The 22197-nt window shown below is 70.9% G+C and carries 16 protein-coding genes and 2 tRNA genes; 8 read left to right on the top strand and 10 right to left on the bottom strand.

Features of this window, described 5'->3' with window-relative positions:
- The first annotated feature begins 131 nt into the window (after positions 1-131).
- A complete protein-coding gene (locus ACP4J0_RS17480; RefSeq protein ID WP_426599603.1) occupies positions 132-833 on the top strand; it encodes a DUF5324 family protein in 702 nt (233 codons plus the stop codon).
- Between the two features lie 85 nt (positions 834-918).
- Here the strand turns inward: ACP4J0_RS17480 and ACP4J0_RS17485 are convergent, their stop codons facing one another.
- Positions 919-1695: an isoprenyl transferase gene (locus ACP4J0_RS17485; protein WP_426599604.1), complete on the bottom strand. Its 777-nt coding sequence runs from the start codon at positions 1693-1695 to the stop codon at positions 919-921.
- Positions 1696-2215: 520 nt separating this feature from the next.
- A tRNA-Ala gene (locus ACP4J0_RS17490) sits at positions 2216-2288 on the bottom strand.
- Between the two features lie 178 nt (positions 2289-2466).
- Here ACP4J0_RS17490 and ACP4J0_RS17495 point away from each other — a divergent pair.
- Together ACP4J0_RS17495 and ACP4J0_RS17500 are read left to right on the top strand one after the other, a co-directional pair.
- Positions 2467-3015 carry a helix-turn-helix domain-containing protein gene (locus tag ACP4J0_RS17495; protein ID WP_426599605.1) on the top strand — a complete coding sequence of 183 codons (549 nt, stop codon included), beginning with the start codon at positions 2467-2469 and terminating at the stop codon, positions 3013-3015.
- Positions 3016-3090: 75 nt separating this feature from the next.
- On the top strand, positions 3091-4827 hold the full coding sequence (locus ACP4J0_RS17500; RefSeq protein WP_426599606.1) for a protein kinase domain-containing protein: 1737 nt from the start codon (positions 3091-3093) through the stop codon (positions 4825-4827).
- Between the two features lie 16 nt (positions 4828-4843).
- Here ACP4J0_RS17500 and ACP4J0_RS17505 read toward each other — a convergent pair whose 3' ends face one another.
- Positions 4844-6244: a hypothetical protein gene (locus tag ACP4J0_RS17505; RefSeq protein ID WP_426599607.1), complete on the bottom strand. Its 1401-nt coding sequence runs from the start codon at positions 6242-6244 to the stop codon at positions 4844-4846.
- Positions 6245-6496: 252 nt separating this feature from the next.
- A complete protein-coding gene (locus ACP4J0_RS17510) occupies positions 6497-6625 on the bottom strand; it encodes a DLW-39 family protein (RefSeq protein ID WP_003999697.1) in 129 nt (42 codons plus the stop codon).
- Positions 6626-6962: 337 nt separating this feature from the next.
- Between ACP4J0_RS17510 and ACP4J0_RS17515 the strand changes: the two genes are divergently transcribed.
- From ACP4J0_RS17515 to ACP4J0_RS17525, 3 genes are all read left to right on the top strand, one after another.
- On the top strand, positions 6963-7337 hold the full coding sequence (locus tag ACP4J0_RS17515) for a DUF6344 domain-containing protein (protein ID WP_426599608.1): 375 nt from the start codon (positions 6963-6965) through the stop codon (positions 7335-7337).
- Positions 7338-7639: 302 nt separating this feature from the next.
- Positions 7640-8428: a GntR family transcriptional regulator gene (locus ACP4J0_RS17520; protein WP_426599694.1), complete on the top strand. Its 789-nt coding sequence runs from the start codon at positions 7640-7642 to the stop codon at positions 8426-8428.
- Positions 8429-8436: 8 nt separating this feature from the next.
- Positions 8437-9228, top strand: a complete 792-nt coding sequence (locus ACP4J0_RS17525) for a glycosyltransferase family 2 protein (protein WP_426599609.1) — start codon at positions 8437-8439, stop codon at positions 9226-9228.
- 254 nt (positions 9229-9482) lie between these two features.
- Here ACP4J0_RS17525 and ACP4J0_RS17530 read toward each other — a convergent pair whose 3' ends face one another.
- Together ACP4J0_RS17530 and ACP4J0_RS17535 are read right to left on the bottom strand one after the other, a co-directional pair.
- Entirely contained in the window at positions 9483-10403 is a 921-nt protein-coding gene (locus ACP4J0_RS17530) for an FkbM family methyltransferase (RefSeq protein WP_426599610.1), read from the bottom strand.
- A 119-nt stretch (positions 10404-10522) separates the two neighbouring features.
- Positions 10523-10717 carry a ferredoxin gene (locus tag ACP4J0_RS17535; protein ID WP_426521530.1) on the bottom strand — a complete coding sequence of 65 codons (195 nt, stop codon included), beginning with the start codon at positions 10715-10717 and terminating at the stop codon, positions 10523-10525.
- Between the two features lie 166 nt (positions 10718-10883).
- Here ACP4J0_RS17535 and ACP4J0_RS17540 point away from each other — a divergent pair, with 166 nt between their 5' ends.
- A complete protein-coding gene (locus ACP4J0_RS17540) occupies positions 10884-11426 on the top strand; it encodes a hypothetical protein (protein WP_426599611.1) in 543 nt (180 codons plus the stop codon).
- A gap of 358 nt (positions 11427-11784) precedes the next feature.
- Entirely contained in the window at positions 11785-15981 is a 4197-nt protein-coding gene (locus ACP4J0_RS17545; RefSeq protein WP_426599612.1) for a hypothetical protein, read from the top strand.
- 182 nt (positions 15982-16163) lie between these two features.
- Here the strand turns inward: ACP4J0_RS17545 and ACP4J0_RS17550 are convergent.
- From ACP4J0_RS17550 to gyrB, 4 genes are all read right to left on the bottom strand, one after another.
- Positions 16164-16240: transfer RNA gene (locus tag ACP4J0_RS17550), tRNA-Ile, on the bottom strand.
- A gap of 100 nt (positions 16241-16340) precedes the next feature.
- The gene (locus ACP4J0_RS17555; RefSeq protein WP_426599613.1) at positions 16341-17069 is read right to left on the bottom strand and encodes a DUF3566 domain-containing protein; all 729 of its coding nucleotides are present in this window, start codon (positions 17067-17069) and stop codon (positions 16341-16343) included.
- Between the two features lie 18 nt (positions 17070-17087).
- Positions 17088-19682: a DNA gyrase subunit A gene (gene gyrA, locus ACP4J0_RS17560; RefSeq protein ID WP_426599614.1), complete on the bottom strand. Its 2595-nt coding sequence runs from the start codon at positions 19680-19682 to the stop codon at positions 17088-17090.
- 42 nt (positions 19683-19724) lie between these two features.
- Positions 19725-21785, bottom strand: a complete 2061-nt coding sequence (gyrB, locus tag ACP4J0_RS17565) for a DNA topoisomerase (ATP-hydrolyzing) subunit B (RefSeq protein WP_426599615.1) — start codon at positions 21783-21785, stop codon at positions 19725-19727.
- Between the last annotated feature and the right edge of the window lie 412 nt (positions 21786-22197).

Raw genomic sequence — 22197 nt, forward strand, 5'->3', positions numbered from 1 at the left:
TCCCAGAGGGCTCGAAGGCACCGTCCGTGACCCGGATGCCTGCCCTCGCATGCCTGGCAGTGCGTCCGCAGGCATGATCCGTAAAAGGGTGGAAAGTCGAATTACCGTACGCCACCGAGGAGGAGGAACCCGTGACCCGCATCGACAGCGTGCGCGCCGCGACCGGTTCGGCGAAGGACAGCGTGCTGCACGCCGCGGAAGTGGTGGCGCCCTACGCCGACACGGCCAAGGACAGGGCCGCTCACTACGCACAGGAGGCGCGCGTACGGCTGGCGCCGAAGGTGTCGCAGGCCGCATGTCAGGCCCGTTATCAGTACGGTGCGCATGTCGCGCCGCGGCTGGAGCAGGCCCGCACGCATGTGCCGCCGAAGATGGACGCGGCCGCGCAGGAGGCCGCCGTCCGTACGCGTCTGGCCGCCCGGCAGGCGGCGGACTACTCCCGGCCGAGGATCGAGCAGGCGGTGGCCGCGGCCGGACCTGTCAGGGACGAGGCCGCTGCCCGGGGTGCTGCCGCGTTGGCGGCGCTGCGGGGTCAGGTGACGGCCAAGGAGATCCAGAGGCTGACGCGCAGGCATCGGCGTCGGGCGAGGGCCGGGCGGATCGCCAGGGTGCTGGCGGTGGCGGGTGTCGTCGCGGGCGGTGCCTTCGCCGCCTGGAAGTGGTGGGACAAGCAGGCGAACCCGGACTGGCTGGTGGAGCCGCCGGAGGCGACGGAGGTTGCCGAGTCGGGGCGGCTGACGTCGGTGGACGGCACCGGTGGTGCGCTTCTCGATCCCGAGGTGCAGGCCAAGCAGGCGCAGGAGGAGGCGGCGGAGGGCGACGAGCCTCGCTGACCTGGCCGGACGGATTTCACCTTGCTGCGGGGCGGAAGGCTTCAGGGCCTTCCGTCCCGCGGTGATGTTTCACGTGAAACGCTGCTCAGCGGCCGTAGCGGCGGTCACGCAGGGAGTAGGAGCGCAGGGCGCGCAGGAAGTCGATCTCGCGGAAGTCCGGCCAGTAGGTCTCGCAGAAGTGGACCTCGGCGTAGGCGGACTGCCAGAGCAGGAATCCGGAGAGGCGTTGCTCGCCGGAGGTGCGGATGATGAGGTCGGATTCGGACCGTGTCTTGGAGTACAGGTGCTTGGAGATGTGCTCCATGGTGAAGGTCTCGATGAATTCGTCGATGTCCCCGCCCTGGGAGCTGTGCTCGGTCAGGGCGGACCGGACGGCGTCGACGATCTCCCGTCGGCCTCCGTATCCCACGGCGACGTCGACCTTGGTGCCGCCTTGGCGGCCTTGGGTGGCGGCGGTGGCGGTCTTGAGGCGGCTCGCGGATTCGGCGGGCAGCAGGTCCAGGGCGCCGACCGCTTCGACGGGCCAGGGGTTGCCGGGTGCGGCCAGTTGTTCGACGACCTCGGCGATGATGTCGATGAGCGGGTTCAGCTGCTCCTCGGGCCGTCGGAGGTTGTCGTCGGAGAGCATGAACAGGGTGACGTGCTCGATCTGCGCGGAGTCGCACCAGCGCAGGAAGTCCTGCACCTTCGCTCCGCCGGCCCGGTAGCCCTCTCGGGGGTCGTCGATGCCCGACATCTTGGCCCACCGGCGGTTGCCGTCGAGCATGATGCCGATGTGCTGGGGGCGCTGGCGTCCCTCCAGTTGCTTGACCAGGCGCTTCATATAGATCGCGTCGAGAGCGGCCCGTACCTTCGCCCGCATGGTCTACCCCTTCCACCTCGTCGGCAGCGGCCGGTCGGCTGCGACGGCGATGTGCCACGTGGCACCGCCCCGCAGGGGTGTGGCGCTGGTGCCCTGTGGGGTGACGATATCAAGAGCAGACAGCGCCGCCCGGTGCTCGGCGGGGCCCTGGGGAGTCGGCGTGCGCCGCGGGGGCACGGTTTCTCCGGTCCAGTGGTCCGGGGGCGCAGTTCAGGGGCGCGGCCGGTCCAACTTCCTTCTTCGGTACGGCGGTTGCCGGTCAGGTCGGCAGGTGTCGCCCGAGGTGGCCTACCCGGGTGTTTCCGGTCACTCCCGGGGTCGGCCTGTGGGTGGCGGCCGGTTGCTTCACGGCACGTGGTGACGACCGGTCCGGCCCGATGACCTTGAGCGTCGCTCCGGCTGCTCGACGCCGCAGGGAGGCCGGCCGGGCGCATCCGCAGGGCCAGGCGTCGTGCCCGGAGCCCTGCCAGAACGCGCAGACGCCCTCCGGGAACTGTCCCGGAGGGCGTCTGACCTGCGGTGGAGCCTAGGGGAGTCGAACCCCTGACATCTGCCATGCAAAGACAGCGCTCTACCAACTGAGCTAAGGCCCCGGAAGAGGCGTCCGGCCGGATCATTGCGTCCCGACGGGTGCCGCAGACAAGAGTACCGGGTAGCCCCCCGTATCTCACAAATGATTGGGGGTCCCGGGAAAACACCACGCTCCGTAAGATGCTCGGCGTGGTTCGCTGGAGCGAACTGCGGTTTTTGGGGAAGCGATGGGGAGACGCAATGGACGCCGCACAGCAGGAAGCCACCGCGAGAGCGCGGGAACTGCAGCGGAACTGGTACGGGGAGCCGCTGGGGGCGCTCTTCCGCAAGCTTATCGACGATCTTGGTCTCAACCAGGCGCGTCTCGCGGGGGTGCTGGGCCTGTCCGCGCCGATGCTGTCCCAGCTGATGAGCGGTCAGCGGGCGAAGATCGGCAATCCCGCGGTGGTCCAGCGGGTGCAGCTGCTGCAGGACCTGGCGGGGCAGGTCGCGGACGGCAGCGTGAGCGCGGCCGAGGCGACGGAGCGCATGGACGAGATCAAGAAGTCGCAGGGGGGCTCGGTGCTCAGCAACACGACGACGACCACGAGTAGTTCGGGGGCGCCCACGGTCAAGCGGGTGGTCCGCGAGATCCAGTCGCTGCTGCGTTCGGTGGCCGCTGCGGGGGACATCATCGACGCGGCGGACGCGCTGTCCCCTTCCCACCCGGAGCTGGCGGAGTTCCTGCGGGTGTACGGCGCTGGCCGTACCTCGGACGCGGTGGCGCACTACCAGTCCCACCAGAACTGATCCCGGGGCCGGTCGCCGGAAGGGGGTTCGGCGGTCGGTCCCGCAGTGGCGCGAGGGGAGGGGCGACACACAGTCATGGGTGAGGTCTTCGCCGGACGGTACGAGCTGGTCGATCCGGTCGGCCGCGGCGGGGCCGGTGCCGTCTGGCGGGCTTGGGACCACCGCCGTCGGCGGTATGTGGCCGCCAAGGTGCTCCAGCAGCGGGACGCGCACTCGCTGCTGCGGTTCGTGCGTGAACAGGCGATGCGGATCGATCATCCCCATGTGCTCGCGCCCGCGAGCTGGGCAGCGGACGACGACAAGGTCCTGTTCACCATGGATCTGGTCACGGGCGGTTCGCTCGTCCACCTGGTGGGGGACTACGGTCCCCTGCCGCCGGCGTTCGTCTGCACGCTCCTCGACCAGCTTCTGGCGGGCCTTGCCGCGGTGCACGCGGAGGACGTCGTGCACCGTGACGTCAAGCCCGCCAACCTGCTGCTCGAAGCGACCGGGACGGGCCGGCCCCGGCTGCGGCTGTCCGACTTCGGCATCGCGATGCGGCTGGGCGAGCCCCGGCTGACGGAGACCAACCTCGTGGTGGGGACGCCGGGTTATCTCGCGCCGGAGCAGATGATGGGGGCGGAGCCGGACTTCCCCGCGGACCTGTTCGCGGTGGGTCTGGTCGCGCTGTATCTGCTGGAGGGTGCCAAGCCGGACACCAAGGCGCTGGTGCAGCACTTCGCCGAGCACGGGACGCCGCCCGCGCCGCGGGGGGTCCCCGAGGCGCTGTGGCAGGTCGTGGCGACGCTGGTGCAGCCGGATCCGTCGGCGAGGTTCCGTACCGCCACGGGGGCGCGCAAGGCGCTGGCCGCGGCGGCGGAGCTGCTGCCGGAGCCCGGGCCCGACGACGAGCTGATCGAGATTTTCGACCAAGTCGGCCCGTTGCCCTCCGGGTTCGGTCCCGACGGGCCACTGGAACGGGCGTCGGGGGTGAACGACGCGGCGTCGGACCCGCGACAGTCGTCCGGCCCCGGAGCGGCGGCCGACGGTACACCGTCGACACCGTGGCGGCCACCGCCGGTCCCGGACGGTACGCCGCCGGTCCCGGACGGTACGCCGCCGCACCCGTACCGGACACCGGCGATCCCGTACCGGACACCGGCGATCCCGGGTGGCACGCCGCCGTTTCCGGGGGCGGGCACGCCGTCGCTCCCAGGAGATACGCCGTCGTTTCCAGGAGATGCGCCGTCCAGCCCGGACGGAACGTGGTCCCCGGACCGAACACCGTCCACCCCGGGCGGAACCCCACCGGCCCACGACCGTACGCCGTCCACCCCGGGCGGGAGCCCGCCGCCAGGCCCGGACAGAACGTCCCCATCCGCTTCCGGGAGGACTCTGCCCGTCCCTGACGGCACGCCGTCGGCGTCGTCCACCGGGCCCGCTCGGCCGGCCGCCATGTCGGAGACCGGAAGTTTCCGTCTGCCGCCCCCGCAGGCGGCCGTCGCCTACCAGCCGGCGCCCGGGCCACAGCCGTACGGACAGCCAACGGCCTTTCCGGAGAGCGGACCGCAGCACCAGACCTCGTACCCGACCCCGCCCCCGTTCCCCGAACAGGCCCTGCCCCCGCCCCTTGCGCGGCAGGACGCCGACGTGCCCACCGCCTCGTACACCGCTCAGACCCCGCAGGGGCCCCCTTCCGCCCAGGGGCGTCGGCAGCACCGGGCGACACGGCGGCGACGCCGTCCGGGGCCTCCGGCCAAGGTGGCGGTGCCGCTCCTGATCCTCGCGCTGGCCTGCTACGCCGTGGGTTTCTGGGCCCTGACCCGGATCTGAGCCCAGGTGGCCTCCGTCAGGTGGTGCCGGTCCTGCGCCGTGCCGCCGCCGTCCACACGCCCAGGCCCATGAGCAGCAGGCTGCCGGTACCGATCCCGCCGACGGCTACCGCCTTCATGGCGAGGTCGTCGCTCGTGGCCCCGTTCTCCGGCGCGGCTCCCCGGCCCCGGTCCGGTACCTCGAAGACGCCCTTCGGCTCGGACTCTCCCGCGTACTGCGGGCCGGCCTGCGCCGTTCCCTCGAGCCGGACGCGCAGCGTCAGCGCGAAGGGCCCCTCGCCGAAGTCGTCGGCCACCTGTGCCGCGAGGTGCACCACGAGGTAGTGGGCGCCGGCGAACCGCATCGCGCTGGTCTGCCGGCCGGTGGCGTACCGGTTGGCGTGGGCGACCGGCGGCAGGGGAGCGAGGCCGACCGTCGTCCGACGGCCGGTGTAGCCCTTGGCGGCGTCGTCGGCCTCGCCGCGCACGGGGTTGTGGAGGGCCAGGCGAAGAGCGCTGGTGGCGTAGCCGGACTGGTCGCCGGAGCCGCCGAGTTCGGCGGTCGCGTACAGCTGGCGGCCCCAGTCGACCGGCACCTTGTAGTAGAGGGTCTGCCCGGGCCGGATGTCGTCGCGCCAGGCGCCCTGGCCGACGGTGGTGGCGTGGGCGAATCCGTTGCCGCCCGGGCGCCGTTCCGGCCGGCCGGTGAGGGGTTCGGGTGAGGCGGAGTTCCAGGCCTCGGGTGCGGTGGTCGCGCCGGTCTGTTTCGCGCGGGGTTCGGTGACGGCGGTGAGCTCCAGGTCCCAGGCCTCCGGCGGGGAGTCCTGGGGCCGGGACCGCTCGACCGTGACGTAGTAGGTGCCGGGCTCCTGGCACCGGGTTGCGCCCGGGGCGATCTCGCGCATGCCCCAGGCCGTGACCGGGCGGGGGCTGTGGGCGGCGCCGAACGTCGCGCTGTCCGAGGAGCAGGATCCGCCGTCGGCGTCCTGTACGGAGACCCGGATGCCGTCCACCGCGGTGACCTCGCCGCCGGGGCCGGGTACGGCGGTGACGGAGACGTAGGTGTCGAGGGCGGTGTCGAGTTCGAGGCGGTAGTAGAGGGTGCCGCTTCTCGGCAGGGAGCTGCGGTACGTGGCGCCGGGTTCCAGCGGTGCGGCGTCCGAGGTGCCGCTCGCGCCCTCGATCCGCCGGGCGTCCTCGGCGAAGGCGTAGCCGGCGGGCACACCGGCCGCGAGAGCCGCACCGTCGCCGGGCAGGGCGGCGGTCAGGGCCGCGGTCAGGGTCAGTACGGCGGTGACGACGGCCGGCCGCCCGGGCGTCCCACGCACCGGCGTGCGCCGCGTGAGCGCGGGCGTGGGCGCCGACGCGGGCCGCGCGGGCGTCGGCGGCCGGTCACGCCCCGATCCGGCACGTCCCCACGCCGTACACCACCGTCCCATCACCCGCCACCCCTCGAGCTCGTCGGCACTGTCGCAGCCACCCGGAGGGGACCGTGGCCCATCCTGCCCCGCGACCCCGCGCTCCGCGCCCCCCGCTCGGAATCCCGGCAGCGGAATCCGGCCAACGAAGTCCGAGCGAAGGAGTCCGGAAGAGGAGTCCAGCCAACGGAGTCCGGGCAACGGAGTCCGGGCAACACAAAACCCCGACCGTATGACGGCCGGGGTCTGCTCAGAACCGGATGTCGGTCGTACTCACGAACCCGTGGGCACGGAGTCAGTCGCCTCCGTCCACAGATCCTGCTCGGCGCGATCCGCCTGGATCTGGCGGTACACGAGGAGTCCGCCGATGGCGGCCAGTGCGACCAGGAGAAGCTTCTTCACCGCGCGACCTCGTCTTTCCTTGACGTAGGGGACCTCTGGCGCCCGACTATACACACCGGCCGATACCGATCGGTGACCTGTGTCGGCGGCCAACTGACCGTCGTCAGAGCCCGATAAGAGCGGACCACGCCGTTCCGATCGGAGGGTGATCACACCTCTACGGACGGTGACTTTGGCCGCTTCTCTCCCGTCTGGGCACCTTTTCTCCGCTCTTGCACCCATCCGGGTGGTGTTGATCTGAACATCCACGCGCCACGGGCGTCGGTCCACCACTTCGCGACCCACATACACATCATGAGGAAAGTACGCAAATCGCCCAACCCGAAAGTGAGGGGTCATGGCCCGGAACAAGGTCCTGACACTGTGGACAACCATCGTCACCGCCTTCCTCGCGCTGTGCACGGCGCTCGGACTCATCACGACGACCGCCTCCGCGGCCGTACCGCAGACCGGAGCGCACAGCAACACCGAGAGCACCTCCCCCGAGGTGGTACCCACGACGGCGGCCCCCTGGTCCTGGTCACGTACCGGCTCCCTGCCCCCCACGATGAAACAGCGCATCCGCGCCGAGGCCCACGGCAAGGCCCCCAGCTGCCGCAACCGCCCGCTCACCAGTGCCGCCGCGGCCCCCGGCCTCCTGTGCGACGACTCCGCCGGGTCCTCGGCCCTGCAGCACACCGCCTCCCAGCACACCGCGCCTCTCCAACGCTGAGCGGCCCGGCGCGCACGGCTCCCGCCGCGCCGCCCCCGTCCAGCCCCGACGACACGGCGATCTGCGTACAGCACCGCACGCGAGAAACGGCCCGGCAGCTCGACAGAGCAGCCGGGCCGCCGCCATGTGCGGAGAACACCGGGGAACACCGGGGAAGTCCGGGGAAGCTCGGAGAAGCCGGAGAAGACCAAAGAAGCGGAATACGCCACTCATCAAGACCTCTTGAGGAGTCGTAGGGTGTGATCGGGTCGTGCCCAGCTCGGACCCACAGCCCGACCACGGACCGAAACCGGTGAGTGCCAGTGCCCAAGGCGTACGAGGTGATCGCTGACGCCCTCCGCCGCTCCATCCGCGAGGGTGAGCGCAAGCCCGGCGACCGCCTGCCCTCGGAAGCCGACCTCGCCCAGCGGTACGGGCGCAGCGTGCCGACCGTTCAGAACGCGCTCCGGCTGCTGAGCGACGAGGGCCTGATCGACAGGCGGCACGGCCGCGGCACCTTCGTCCGGCGCCCCCGCACCCCGGCGGTCCGGGAGAACAGCCGGCACCAGTGGGAGAAGGACCGGGCACGCCGACCACACGCGACGCGGGCCGGAACAGGCGCCACGGAGCGCGACACCGGTCTCCGGATCGACGACCTCGTCTTCCACGCGCAGTACCGCGAGACCGAGGCGTCCGGGGAGCTGGCGAGGGCCTTCGGCGTGCCCGAGGGCACCGTGCTCCTCCAACGCGCCTACCGGACGCGGCACTCGGCCGAGTCCGCCCCGTTCAGCCTCGTCACCTCCCATCTCGTCCGGGACATGGTCGCGGCCAACCCCGATCTCCTGGACGAGACCAACGAGCCCTGGCCGGGCGGCACCCAGAACCAGCTCCACACCGTGGGCATCGAGCTGGACCGCGTGGAGGAACGCCTCACCGCCCGCCCTCCGACACCGGAGGAGGCCACCGCGCTGGACCTGCCGCCGGGCACCTCGGTCATCCTGTTGCGCAAGACCTCGTACGACACCGACGACCGCGTGGTGGACATCTCCGACGTCACGCTGCCCGGTGACCGTACGGAACTGCTCTTCACCACTCATCTGGAAAGGTGGTGAGTGCTGCCGTGAGCCGGCGCATCATCATCGTCACGGCCGTCCACGGCCCCTCCGCCCCCTTCCTGCCGGAGGCCCACGCGTCGTTGTGCGCGCAGGAGCTGCCCGACGGCTGGGAGTGGCGCTGGGTGATCCAGGAGGACGGGCGGACGGACGACGTACGGCCGCACGTGCCCGACGACCCCCGGATCGTGTTCCGGCAGGGGCGGCGGGGACAGCCGGGCGGCCCCGGAGTGGCCCGCACGATCGCCCTGTCCCACGCGGACGGCGAGTACGTGAAGATCCTGGACGCCGACGACCAGCTCCCGCCGGGCGCCCTGGCCCGCGACCTGGCCGCCCTCGAGGCCGACCCGACGCTCGGGTGGGCGACGTCCCGGGTGCTGGACCTCCTGCCGGACGGCTCGACGGCCGGTTTCCCCGGCGACCCGGACCACGGGCCGATCGAGCGGGGGGAAGTGCTCGACTTCTGGAAGGCGAACGCGTTCCGCGCCCAGGTCCACCCGGCGACGCTCCTGGTACGGCGTGATCTGCTGCTCGCGCTCGGCGGCTGGATGGCCCTGCCCGCTTCCGAGGACACCGGCCTGCTGCTGGCGCTCAACTGCGTGAGCCGGGGGTGGTTCTCCGAGGAGGTGGGCCTTCTCTACCGCAAGTGGGAGGGCCAGGTGACCGGCCAGGCGGCCCATGTGGACCCCGCCGAACGGGACGCCCGGATGGCGGTGGTGGAGGCCAGGGCGCGGGCGCTGGCGTCCTTCGGGTGGCGTTTTCCGGACGGAGGGCCTGAGACTCGCGGGGCCCGCAGCTGAACCGGGAGCGGCACCGGCACCCGCGCCCCGTACCCGGCGGACCGGCCGCGCACCCGCACGCGGCGGGCTTGCCGGGTACGGGGCGCACGCACTCCTTGCCCGGCGGGCCGGCGCCCGCCGCCGCACCTGGTCGGACCAGCCCCTCCCGCCGCCCACCCCGGTTGCGCCAGCCCTCCCGCCGCCGCGCCCGAGGCGTGCGCGACTGAGCGGCGGGCCGCCCGGACCGAGGCCACCCGGGGAGCGGCGGAGTCACGTCACGTCAGCACCTCGGCGTCGACCCGGGAGAAGACCAGGTCACTCTCGGCTGTGACCGGCCCGCGCCACCGCACCGGAGGTTCGGGCCGGCGCAGGGCGCTCGGATAGCTCTCCGGCGCGTAGTCGTTGGCCAGGCGGTAGGTGTGGAACCCGTGCCCGCGCATCGTGCCCAGCAACTCGTCGACGGAATCGCCCAGCAGTTCCATGCGCTCCGGAGTCACCTCCACAGCGATCTCCGCATCGGGACGGAGCCCGTCGAGCAACGGGGCGAGCCCGCGTACGACACCGCCCTCCGCGCCCTCCACATCGATCTTGATCACACGCGCTCGTGCGATCTCGTCCGGCCGGAGGAGTTCGGGCAGCGGACGCGCTTCCGTCTCGAAGGTGGACTCGGCCGGCCCGTCCCACGGCACGATGCTGTTCGCGCCCGTGTTCCGCGAGCTCGCGAGTACGAAGGTGACCGTCCTGTGGCGGTCCGAGACCGCGGCGTTGACCGCACGGATGTTGTCGCACCCGTTGAGCCCGGCGTGCTGGATCAGTCGCCGATGGAAGACGGGGGACGCTTCGATCGACACCACCCGGCCCGTTCTCCCCACCAGCCGGGAGCCGTAGACGCTCAGGAAGCCGAGGTTCGCGCCGACGTCGACGAGGACGTCCCCGGTCCGGAGCCGGCTCGCGAGCCATCGCATCATGTGCGGCTCCCAGGCGCCGTACATGTAGACGTACCGCTGGATCAGGTCGCGGGTGTCGACGGCGAACCTGGCCCCGAACCCGGCGTCGACCACCCGTCGTCGAGGGTGGTCGCGCAGGCGGGGATTCAGGTACCGCGCGGCGATCGCCCCCTTGAACAGGGAACCGGGGGCCTGCCTCACGTACCCGCGGGCGAGCGTGACGAGCAGTTCCGAAGCACGGTCCGTCATGCGATCACCTCTCGTTCCGATGGGATCACCTCTCGTTCCGACGCGACGAGGAGCGGCTGCCCCGCTGCCGCGCGTGACAGGGGCCCGATGCGCCGAGATCCTCATTTCTCCTCGGGTGCTCAGTGCTCCCCCGTGATGGTGATCGCGGCGGAGGGGCATCCCTCGGCCGCCTCGCGCACCCGTGGTGCGTCGACATCGTTCTCCCGTCCGGGTATCACGGCGCCCAGGCCGTCCACCTTGGTGAAGACGGACGGGGCCCGGTGGACGCAGTCGCCGGAGCCGTAACACTGCTCGGGGTCGACGGAGATCCTCATACACACTCCAGCGGCGGTTGACTCGGAACCATCAGGACCTGCCTGCCCGCGGATCACCGCGCTGAATCCGCCCTGCCCGCTTGCCTGTTGGTCCGATGAACGTAAGATCATCCAGCATCTTGCGGAGTTGTGACTGGGGGACGGTTTGGGGACCGGCGAGCAACTCGTGACGATCGCGGCCGTGCTGCTCGGCGCACTGAGCACACACGTCACGAACCACTTGATGGAGCGGAGCAGAAACCGCCACCAGTCGCTGACGCGCTGGGACGACAAGAAGGTCGACGCGTACGGGGAGTACGTGGACGCCTCGAAGATGAGGATCGCCGCCGCCGTCCGGCTCTACGAGGCCAGGGAGGGCCTGCGCGAGGACCACCGGCCCGAGGAGGACCTCCGCGAGGACCTGGCGGAGGCGAGCCGGCGGTGGGGATCGGCGTTCGAGCGGGTCATGCTGCTCGGCGGTGACGACGCCGTCGAGGCCGGGCACGAGCTGAACGCGGTGCTCGCCGAGATCGACTGGCAGGCCACGGGCCGTATCACCGGCAGCCTGGAGGAGTGGCGCGAGCGGCACCGGGCGGCGTTCCGGGCCATCAACGCCTTCCACGAGAACGCCCGGGCCGACCTCGGTATCCAGGGCAGCGTCACCGGCGAGAAGCATCCCGAGCGCGACCTGCTGGTACCGCCCGCCCGTCGGCCGTCCGCCAAGGACTGACCGCCGCCCGCGACGGCCGCCCGCGCCCGCCGGCATCGTTCGGCACCGGTCCCTCCCCTCGTGGGGACCGGTACCGAACCATGCCGGCGCCGTGTTGTACGCGGTACCGGACCGGGTCGAAGAGGGCCGGGCCACCGAAAGCTGACCGAGAACGTTCGGCCACGCGGGGTGACTCCGCCGTGTGCTGGGCCGCTGACCTGTCAGGGTGTCGGGCGGCCGACTCGCCACTGCGACGTGATCCTGCCATCCACGGTCGCCGCTGGGGAGGTTCCGGTGCCGCGACCCTGACGTACCCGCAGGTCAGGCGTATAGAGTGAGTTTTCCGGTCCGGACGTCCAAGTGCGGGGGAAGTTAAGGAGTGGAGACCTTGAGTTTCGACTCAGGGGCACGCACGGCCTTCGCAGAACGTCTCGCACTGCTCTACAAGGAGGCCGGCAACCCTCCCCTGAAACGCGTGTCCGAGGCGGTCGCCCGGCTCCAGCGGGTCGACGAACGGGGGCGGCCCGTACGGGTCTCCGCGCAACGGATCAGCGACTGGCGGCGGGCCAAGAACGTGCCCGCCCAGTTCCCCGCTCTCGCGGCGGTGCTGCACGTCCTCATCCCCCAGGCGCGGCGCGCGCGACCCGTACCGGTCTCCACGGGCCTGTACGACCTGGCCCGGTGGCAGCTCCTGTGGGAGCGTGCGGTGGCCGACCCGACCGGCGAACGGCCCGGACCGCACCCCTCGGACGAGGAACGCCTCCCGGCCGAGTCCCCGGCCGGTCCCGGCGGTGTCTGCCCCTACCGCGGGCTGGCCGCGTACCGTCAGCAGGACGCCGACTGGTTCTTCGGGCGGAGGCGGAGCACGGACGCCCTGGTCGCCCAGCTCCGCGCGGCCCAGGACACGGGCGGCCTGGTCATGCTCGTAGGCGCCTCGGGAGCCGGGAAGTCGTCTCTGCTGAACGCCGGCCTGGTGCCCGCCCTGCGGAACGGCGCGCTGGACGACGGGGACGCCGAGGGCGACGGAACCGGCCGGCCGAGGCAAGTACTCCAGCTCGTACCGGGAAGTGATCCGCTCGGAGAGCTGGCCCGCCGGATCCCCGGCCTCGCGCCCGTCATCGCCTCAACCGTCCCCACTGTCCCTACTGTCCCCACCACCTCCACCTCCACCTCCACCGCCTCCACCGCCTCCACCGCGGAGGGCGCGGCGGCGGAGCAGCCCGGCGCTCCGGAGATCGCGCGGGCGGCCAGAAAGGCCCTCGCGGCATGGGCCCGCGCGGGCACGACGTCATCGGAGGAGTCGGCGAAGGAGACGGCGGAGACGTCCGCGGGCACGGCGGAGACGTCCGCGGGCACGGCGGAGACGTCCGCGGGCACGACCGCGGCGGCCCGCCCGGTCGTCATCGTGGACCAGTTCGAGGAGGTCTTCACCCTCTGCACCGACGAGTCGGACCGGCGCGCGTTCATCCAGCTCCTCCAGGCCATCTGCGCGCCCGGTGACGCGGAGGACCCGGCACCCGTGCTCGTCGCCCTCGGTGTACGCGCGGACTTCTACGAGCAGTGCCTGCGCTACCCCGAGCTGGCCGACGCCCTGCAGCACCGGCACATGGTGCTCGGGCCGCTGACCACGGCGGAACTGCGCGAAGCGGTGACCGGCCCGGCCAGGGCCGTGGGCATGGAACTCGAACCGGGGCTGGCGGAGCTGATCATCCGTGAGGTGAGCACCGACGGCCCGCGCGGGTCGCACGACGCGGGCGTGCTGCCCCTCCTCTCCCACGCCCTGCTCGCCACCTGGCAGCGCCGCAAGGCGGGCCGGCTGACGCTGGCCGGCTACCGCGCGGCCGGCGGCATCCAGGGAGCGGTGGCGGCGACCGCCGAACGGGCCTGGTCGGGCCTCGACCCGGCGGCGCGCACGGCCGCGCGGCTGCTGCTGCTCAGGCTGGTCCGGCTGAGCGAGGACACCCAGGCCACCCGCAGGCGGGGCGCGCGGCGCCGGCTGGCCCAGGAGTCGAGGGACCCCGGCAAGACGGAGGAGTCGCTCGAGGCGCTGGTGCGCGCCCGGCTGGTGACACTCGACGCGGACACCGTGGAGATCACCCACGAGGCGCTGCTCCACGCCTGGCCGCGGCTGCGCGACTGGATCGACGAGGACCGCGCCGGCAACCTGCTGCGCCAGCGTCTGGAGGAGGACGGCCGGGCCTGGGAGGAGTCGGACCGGGACGCTTCGCTGCTCTACCGGGGCTCCCGCCTGGAACAGGCCCACAGCTGGGCGGAGTCGGACGACGGAACCTTCCTGACCCGGAGCGCGGTGGAGTTCCTGGCCGCCGCGGTCAGGTCGCGCAGGCGCACCGTCCTGATCAGCCGTGCCGCGGTGTCGGCGCTGGTCGTCCTGGCGCTCGTGGCGGTCGGTTCGGCGGTGATCGCCTGGCAGCAGCGCAACGACGCGGTGTTCGAGCAGGTGGTCGCCGAGGCGGACCGGGTCCAGTACACGGACCCGTCGCTGTCGGCCCAGCTCGACCTGGCGGCGCACCGGCTGCGACCGGACGACGAGGATGTGCGGAACCGGCTGCTCTCGATCGTGAACGCGCCGCTGGCCACGCCGCTGCTCGGGCACACGGGCGCCGTGTACCTCACCTCCTTCAGCCCCGACGGGAAGGTCCTGGCGACGGCCAGCTACGACCGGACCGTCCGCCTGTGGGACGTGTCGGACCCCGCGCGTCCGCGACCGCTGGGCGAGCCCCTCACCGGTCACACGAGCTGGGTGAGCTCGGCGGTGTTCAGCCCGGACGGCAAGACCCTGGCCAGCGCCTCCGACGACGGCTCGATCCGGCTGTGGGACATCGGCGACCCGCGTCACCCGCGCCCGCTCGGTGCTCCCCTGCCCGGTCACGGCGGCACCGTCTACCTGCTCGCCTTCAGCCCGGACGGCCGTTCACTGGCCTCCGCCCACGACGACCACGCCGTACGGCTGTGGAACGTGGCCGACCCCCGCCGGCCGGAGCAGCTCGACACCCTGACGGGCGCCACCGCGGCGGTGCGCTCGGTGGCGTTCAGTCCCGACGGCCGGACGCTGGCAGCCGGGGGCGACGACGACACCGTCCGGCTCTGGGACGTGGCCGACCCGCGGGACGCGACACGGATCGGCTCACCGCTGACCGGCCACACCGGCCTGGTGCACTCCGTGGCGTTCAGCCCCGACGGACGCACCCTCGCCAGTGGCAGCGCGGACGACACCGTCCGGCTCTGGGACGTGGCCGACCCGCGGGACGCGAAGCGGATCGGCTCACCGCTGACCGGCCACACCGGACCCATCTGGTCGGTGGCCTTCAGTCCCGACGGCGACATGCTCGCCGCGAGCAGCGCGGACAGCACGGCGAGCCTCTGGAACGTCAGTGTCCCCGCCTACCCGTCGCAGATCGGCGTGCCCCTCGCCGGAAGCAGCGGGGAGATGTACGCCCTGGGGTTCAGCCCCGACGGACGCACCCTCGCCACCGGCAGCGGCGACAGCAAGGTCCGTCTGTGGTCGATACCGACGTCGGACATGACCGGTCGCGTCGGAGCGTTCCGCCCGGACGGGCAGGTACTGGCCACGGCGTCGCGCGACGGAAGGGTCCGGCTGTGGAACGTGACGGACCCCGGCCGGCCCGTGTCACTGGGCGCGCCCTTCATCCCGGGGACGGGTGACATACGGTCGCTCGTCTTCTCCCCGGACGGCGCCACACTCGCCGTGCTGACGGCAAACCGCGAGGTACGCCTGTGGAACGTCACGGACCCGGCCCGGCCCTCCGCCCACGGGACACCCGTGGCGCTGCGCACCCGGTACGCGGGCCCCGACACGCTGGCGTTCAGCCCCGACGGCCACACGCTGGCCACGGCCTACGAGGACCGCACCATCCAGCTGTGGGACACCGCCGACCCCGCCCGACCCCGCCCGCTCGGCACGCCGCTCACCGGCCACACGGGGTACGTCAACACCCTCGCCTTCAGCCCCGACGGCCACACGCTCGCCAGCGGCAGCGCGGACGACACCGTCCGGCTCTGGGACGTGGCCGACCCCGGCCACGCCACTCCCCTCGGCGCGCCCCGTACAGGGCACCTGGGCCCCGTCAACGCGCTCGCCTACAGTCCGGACGGCCACACGCTGGCCAGCGGCAGCGACGACGGCACGGTACGGCTCTGGGACACCGGCGGCCCCGACGGAACGGCCCGGGCGGAGTCCACCCTCGCCGGACACACCGACTCGGTGGTGTCGCTGACGTTCAGCCGGGACGGCGACACCCTGGCGAGCGGCTCCAACGACAACACGGTCCGGCTCTGGGACGTCCACACACCGGGCGAAGCCGCTCCCGTCGGGGAGTCGATGAACCCCAACGCCAAGACCGGCGGCTTCCTGTCCTTCAGCCCCGTGAGTCTCATGCTCGGGGTGTCCAGCGGTACGGACACCGTCCGGCTGTGGAACCTGGGTGTGGACGACGCCATCGACCGCATCTGCTCGACCACCCGGGGCGTGCTGACCGAGGAGAAGTGGCACGAGTACCTGCCGCGTCTCTCGTACGAACCACCGTGCGATCAGTGAATATCCCCCGCCACGCACCCGGCCTTGTTAGCCTTGGCCACAGCCCGGCCGCTGGCGCATCCCCCGTCGCCAGCGGCCGGGCGTTTCCCTTGGTGCCCGTCAGGACATCGTCCGATGCCCGTCATGGACATCCCCGTGAACGGCGAAGACCCCCAGCCGGTATCGACTGGGGGTCTTCTCGCTGGTGGGGCTAACAGGATTTGAACCTGTGGCCTCATCCTTATCAGGGATGCGCTCTAACCAACTGAGCTATAGCCCCGCCGCGCTCTGCGGTGTGTGTCCCGCGCGCTGACTCCTGAAGATTAGCGCACGAGGCGGGCAGTCCCAAAATCGGTTGTGGCGAGCCCGGTGGGCGACGGTCACTCGTCCTCGGCGAGCGTCAGCTCCACGCCGCCGACGAAGCCGGCGGACAGGTTGTAGATGAACGCGCCGAGCGTCGCCAGCGCCGTCGCGAGGACGACGTCGATGACCGCGATGACCGTCGTGAACAGCAGCACGTTGCTCAGCGACAGGAACGACTGCAGGTCGAAGCCGTTGGACTCGTTCGAGCCGGTCGCCTCGGAGACCGTGCTGCCGACCGAGGAGAAGACGCCCATGGCGTCCATGACCATCCACAGCACGGCGGACGCGACGATCGTGCAGATGCCGAGCGCGATGGAGAGCAGGAAGCTGACCTTCATCACCGACCACGGGTCGGCCTTCGACACGCGCAGGCGTGCCTTGCGGACGCGGGGCGTGGTGCGTGCGCCGGTGCGCGGGCGGCGCACGGTGGCGGACGTGTTGCCGCCCTGGGTCTGGTAGGCCTGCGGCGGGTGGTACGGCCCGCTGGGCTGCTGGGGCTGCCGTTCTCCCGGCAGCGGCGAGGCCGCCGCTTGAGTCTGCTGGCCTCGGGTGTCCGTCACAGTTCCCCCCTGGGATCCATGCGTCTTGGACGGGCTCGCCGAGTGCGAATCGGACGGGCCGTCGTCGATCTTGCGCAGTTGAGTCGTGTGCGAATCCGTCGCACGCGCTGCGGAGCCACGGCCGCCGCCGCCCGTATCCGTACCCCTGGAGGTACCGGCCGATCCGGCGCCCGTGGCTCCGCTCACGATGACTCTCTCCTCGTCCTACTCGGCCGAGGGCGCCTCACCCTCGTCCGTGCCGGTGGTCGCGGCACCCTCGGCGGTCTCGTCGACGACCACATCGCCGTCGACTTCCTCCGCCTCACGTCCCGCCTCGGCGTTGCGAGCGATGCCGACGACGGCATCGCGCTTGCCCAGATTGATCAGTTGGACGCCCATGGTGTCACGGCCCGTCTCCCTGACCCCGCTGACTCGCGTACGAATCACACCGCCCGAGAGTGTGATGGCGAGGATCTCGTCGTGCTCCTCGACCACCAGCGCGCCCACGAGCGATCCACGGTCCTCGACGATCTTGGCAGCCTTGATGCCGAGGCCGCCGCGGCCCTGGACGCGGTACTCGTCGACAGAGGTCCGCTTCGCGTACCCGCCGTCAGTGGCAGTGAACACGAACGTACCGGCTCGAACAACATTCATCGAGAGCAGTTGGTCCCCTTCGCGGAAACTCATGCCCTTTACGCCCGAGGTCGCCCGCCCCATCGGGCGCAGCGTGTCGTCCGAGGCCGTGAACCTGATCGACTGAGCCTTCTTACTGATCAGCAGCAGATCGTCGTCGGCCGAGACCAGCTCGGCTCCGATCAGCTCGTCGTCGGAACCGTCCTCCTGCTCACGCAGGTTGATGGCGATCACACCGCCCGAGCGCGGCGAGTCGTAGTCCTTCAGCGGCGTCTTCTTCACCAGGCCGGCCTTGGTGGCCAGGACCAGGTAGGGCACCGCCTCGTAGTCGCGGATCGCGCGGATCTGGGCGATCGTCTCGTCCGGCTGGAAGGCCAGCAGGTTCGCCACGTGCTGACCGCGCGCGTCCCGGCCGGCGTCGGGCAGCTCGTAGGCCTTCGCCCGGTAGACCCGGCCCTTGTTGGTGAAGAACAGCAGCCAGTGGTGCGTGGTGGACACGAAGAAGTGGTTGACGATGTCGTCTTCCTTGAGCTTCGTGCCCCGTACGCCCTTGCCGCCGCGCTTCTGCGCCCGGTAGTCGTCGGTCTTGGTGCGCTTGATGTAGCCGCCACGCGTGACCGTGACGACGATGTCCTCCTCGGCGATCAGGTCCTCGATGGACATGTCGCCCTCGTACGGGATCAGCTTGGTCTTGCGGTCGTCGCCGTACTTCTCGACGAGCGCCGCCAGCTCCTCGCTGACGATCCCCCGCTGGCGGACCGGGGAGGCGAGGATCTCGTTGTACTCGTTGATCTTCGCCTGGAGTTCGTCGTGCTCCCGGACGATCTTCTGGCGCTCCAGGGCGGCCAGGCGGCGCAGCTGCATCTCCAGGATCGCGTTGGCCTGGATCTCGTCGATCTCCAGGAGGTCCATCAGGCCCCCGCGTGCGATCTCCACGGTGTCGCTGCGCCGGATCAGCGCGATGACCTCGTCGATGGCGTCCAGGGCCTTGAGCAGGCCGCGCAGGATGTGCGCCCGCTCCTCGGCCTTGCGCAGCCGGAACTTCGTGCGCCGGACGATGACCTCGATCTGGTGGTTCACCCAGTGCCGGATGAACGCGTCCAGGGAGAGGGTGCGCGGCACGCCGTCGACCAGGGCCAGCATGTTGGCGCCGAAGTTCGACTGCAGGTCGGTGTGCTTGTACAGGTTGTTCAGGACGACCTTGGCGACCGCGTCCCGCTTGAGCACGATGACCAGGCGCTGGCCGGTGCGCGAGCTCGTCTCGTCGCGGACGTCGGCGATACCGCCGATCTTGCCGTCCTTCACCAGGTCGGCGATCTTCTGCGCGAGGTTGTCCGGGTTGGTCTGGTACGGCAGCTCCGTGACCACCAGGCACTGGCGGTTCTGGATCTCCTCGACCTCGACGACCGCGCGCATGGTGATCGAGCCGCGCCCGGTCCGGTAGGCCTCCTCGATGCCCTTGCGGCCCACCACCAGGGCGCCGGTCGGGAAGTCGGGGCCCTTGATGCGCTCGATGAGCGCGTCGAGGAGCTCCTCGTGCGAGGACTCGTAGTTCTCCAGGTACCACTGGGCGCCGGCCGCGACCTCGCGCAGGTTGTGCGGCGGGATGTTGGTGGCCATGCCGACCGCGATGCCCGCCGAGCCGTTGATCAGCAGGTTCGGGAAGCGGGCGGGCAGGACGGTCGGCTCCTGGGAGCGGCCGTCGTAGTTGTCCGTGAAGTCGACGGTCTCCTCGTCGATGTCGCGGACCATCTCCATGGCCAGCGGCGCCATCTTCGACTCGGTGTACCGCATGGCCGCCGCCGGGTCGTTGCCCGGCGAGCCGAAGTTGCCGTTGGAGTCGACGAGCGGCATGCGCATCGACCAGGGCTGGGCGAGGCGGACCAGGGCGTCGTAGATGGAGGTGTCACCGTGCGGGTGGTAGTTGCCCATGACGTCGCCGACGACGCGGGCGCACTTGTAGAAGCCGCGCTCGGGGCGGTAGCCGCCGTCGTACATGGCGTACAGCACGCGCCGGTGGACGGGCTTGAGGCCGTCGCGGACGTCGGGCAGCGCACGCGAGACGATGACGGACATCGCGTAGTCGAGGTAGGAGCGCTGCATCTCCGTCTCGAGCCCGACGGGCTCGACACGCATGGCCAGGGCGTCACCCTCGGGCGTCGTCACAGGGGTGTTCTCGTCGGTCATAGCTGGTGAAGGTCCTTCCTGGTGCGGTCAGCTGAGACCGACTCAGATGTCGAGGAAGCGGACGTCCTTGGCGTTGCGCTGGATGAACGCGCGCCGGGCCTCGACGTCCTCGCCCATCAGCACCGAGAACAGGTCGTCGGCCTGTGCGGCGTCGTCGAGCGTGACCTGGCCGAGCACGCGGTGCTCCTGGTCCATGGTCGTGATGCGCAGCTCCTCGGCGTTCATCTCGCCGAGGCCCTTGAAGCGCTGCACGGAGTCCTCGCGGATGCGCTTGCCGGCGTTGCGGCCCATCTCGATCAGGGCGTCGCGCTCACGGTCGGAGTACGCGTACTCGAAGTCGTCCCGGCCCCACTTGATCTTGTAGAGCGGCGGGCGGGAGAGGTACACGTGCCCGGACTCGACCAGCGGCCGCATGAACCGGAACAGGAAGGTCAGCAGCAGGGTGTTGATGTGCTGGCCGTCGACGTCGGCGTCCGCCATCAGGATGATCTTGTGGTAGCGGAGCTTCTCGATGTCGAAGTCCTCGTGCACGCCCGTGCCGAACGCGGAGATCATCGCCTGGATCTCCTGGTTCTGCAGGATCCGGTCGATGCGCGCCTTCTCGACGTTGAGGATCTTGCCGCGGATCGGGAGGATCGCCTGGTACTGCGGGTTCCGGCCGGACTTGGCGGAGCCGCCGGCGGAGTCGCCCTCGACGATGAAGATCTCGCACTTGGTCGGGTCGTTCGACTGGCAGTCGGACAGCTTGCCCGGCAGCGACGCCGTCTCCAGCAGCCCCTTGCGGCGGGTCAGGTCACGGGCCTTGCGGGCCGCCACGCGCGCGGTGGCCGCCTGGATGCCCTTGCGGATGATGTCCGCCGCCTCGTTCGGATTGCGGTCGAGCCAGTCGGCCAGGTGCTCGTAGACCACGCGCTGCACGAAGGTCTTGACCTCCGTGTTGCCCAGCTTGGTCTTGGTCTGGCCCTCGAACTGCGGCTCGCCCAGCTTCACCGAGATGATCGCCGTCAGGCCCTCGCGGATGTCGTCACCCGTGAGGTTGTCGTCCTTCTCGCGCAGCAGCTTCTTGTCCCGCGCGTACTTGTTGATCAGCGAGGTGAGCGCCGCGCGGAAGCCCTCCTCGTGCGTGCCGCCCTCGTGGGTGTGGATGATGTTGGCGAAGGAGTACACACCCTCGGTGTAGCCGCCGTTCCACTGCATCGCGATCTCGAGGGACAGGCTCTTGTCCTTGTCCTCGGCCTCGAGGTCGATCACGGTCGGGTGCACCAGGTCTCCCTTGCGGGAGTTGAGGTACTTCACGAAGTCGACGATGCCGCCCTCGTAGTGGTACGAGACGCTCTTGACCTCGTGCTTCTCGTCCTCGCCCGCCTCGTCCGCGCCGGCGGTGGCCTTCGCCGACTCGCGCTCGTCGGTGAGGTTGATCCGCAGGCCCTTGTTGAGGAAGGCCATCTCCTGGAAGCGCCGGGACAGCGTCTCGAAGGAGTAGTCGGTGGTCTCGAAGATGTCACCGTCGGCCCAGAAGGTGACCGACGTGCCGGTCTCCTCGGTGGCCTCGTGCCGAGCCAGCGGCGCCGTGGGAACACCCAGCTTGTAGTCCTGCGTCCAGCGGTAGCCGTCGGTCCTGACCTCCACGGCGACCCTCGTGGAGAGGGCGTTGACGACGGAGACACCCACGCCGTGCAGACCACCGGAGACCGCGTAACCGCCGCCGCCGAACTTGCCGCCCGCGTGCAGCACGGTCAGCACGACCTCGACGGCGGGCTTGCCCTCCGAGGGGACGATGCCCACCGGGATGCCACGGCCGTTGTCGACGACCCGGACACCGCCGTCGGCGAGGATCGTGACGTCGACCGTGTCCGCGTGGCCGGCCAGCGCCTCGTCGACGGAGTTGTCCACGACCTCCTGCACCAGGTGGTGCAGGCCTCGTTCACCGGTTGAGCCGATGTACATACCGGGTCGCTTGCGGACCGCGTCCAGACCCTCGAGGACGGTGATGGCACTGGCGTCGTACGAGGTGGGAGCCGCGCCGTTCGGGGTGCTCGCCGCGTCGTTCGCGCCGGTGTCGGTGGACGGGTTGTTCTCGTTGGGGTTGCCGGAATCGGCCACGAAGCGCCCTTTCTGGCACAGCACGAGCCGGGCTCGTCGGCGGGTTGCCGGAGCGGCTGCGGCATGTTGCGTTGGTAAGCCTTGATCAGCGTTGCTCAGCTAGTCCCGGACGGTCCCCACATTCGGGGCGGGATTGTCTTCCATTCTACCGGTAGCACTGACACTGATGGGGGTTTGCCGGTACCTGAGTCCGCATGTGCCGCCCTGAACCAGGCTCGTCCGACTCCCGATATGTGGATGGGGGCCTCAAGAGGCTCACAACGGCACTCAGCGCTTCGAGGCGTCAACCCTTGGCTACTTGGGAGTCAGATCGCGATTCGCAACCGTGTGCGGTTCCACGACGAAGGGGGCGGCGGCGGTTCACCACAGCCGCTGACGCCCGATTATGTGAGGTACATCACCCACCCCTGAC

This window comes from Streptomyces sp. WG7 (genome assembly GCF_049975785.1).
In the GTDB taxonomy this organism is placed as follows: Bacteria; Actinomycetota; Actinomycetes; order Streptomycetales; family Streptomycetaceae; genus Streptomyces.

What these genes read in the sequence shown, in the direction of transcription:
- ACP4J0_RS17485 (WP_426599604.1), bottom strand. Translation starts at nt 1,695, where the DNA reads ATGCGGGCGAAGGTACGGGCCGCTCTCGACGCGATCTATATGAAGCGC.
- ACP4J0_RS17495 (WP_426599605.1), top strand. Translation starts at nt 2,467, where the DNA reads ATGGACGCCGCACAGCAGGAAGCCACCGCGAGAGCGCGGGAACTGCAG.
- ACP4J0_RS17500 (WP_426599606.1), top strand. Translation starts at nt 3,091, where the DNA reads ATGGGTGAGGTCTTCGCCGGACGGTACGAGCTGGTCGATCCGGTCGGC.
- ACP4J0_RS17505 (WP_426599607.1), bottom strand. Translation starts at nt 6,244, where the DNA reads ATGGGACGGTGGTGTACGGCGTGGGGACGTGCCGGATCGGGGCGTGAC.
- ACP4J0_RS17515 (WP_426599608.1), top strand. Translation starts at nt 6,963, where the DNA reads ATGGCCCGGAACAAGGTCCTGACACTGTGGACAACCATCGTCACCGCC.
- ACP4J0_RS17530 (WP_426599610.1), bottom strand. Translation starts at nt 10,403, where the DNA reads ATGACGGACCGTGCTTCGGAACTGCTCGTCACGCTCGCCCGCGGGTAC.
- ACP4J0_RS17535 (WP_426521530.1), bottom strand. Translation starts at nt 10,717, where the DNA reads ATGAGGATCTCCGTCGACCCCGAGCAGTGTTACGGCTCCGGCGACTGC.
- gyrA (WP_426599614.1), bottom strand. Translation starts at nt 19,682, where the DNA reads ATGACCGACGAGAACACCCCTGTGACGACGCCCGAGGGTGACGCCCTG.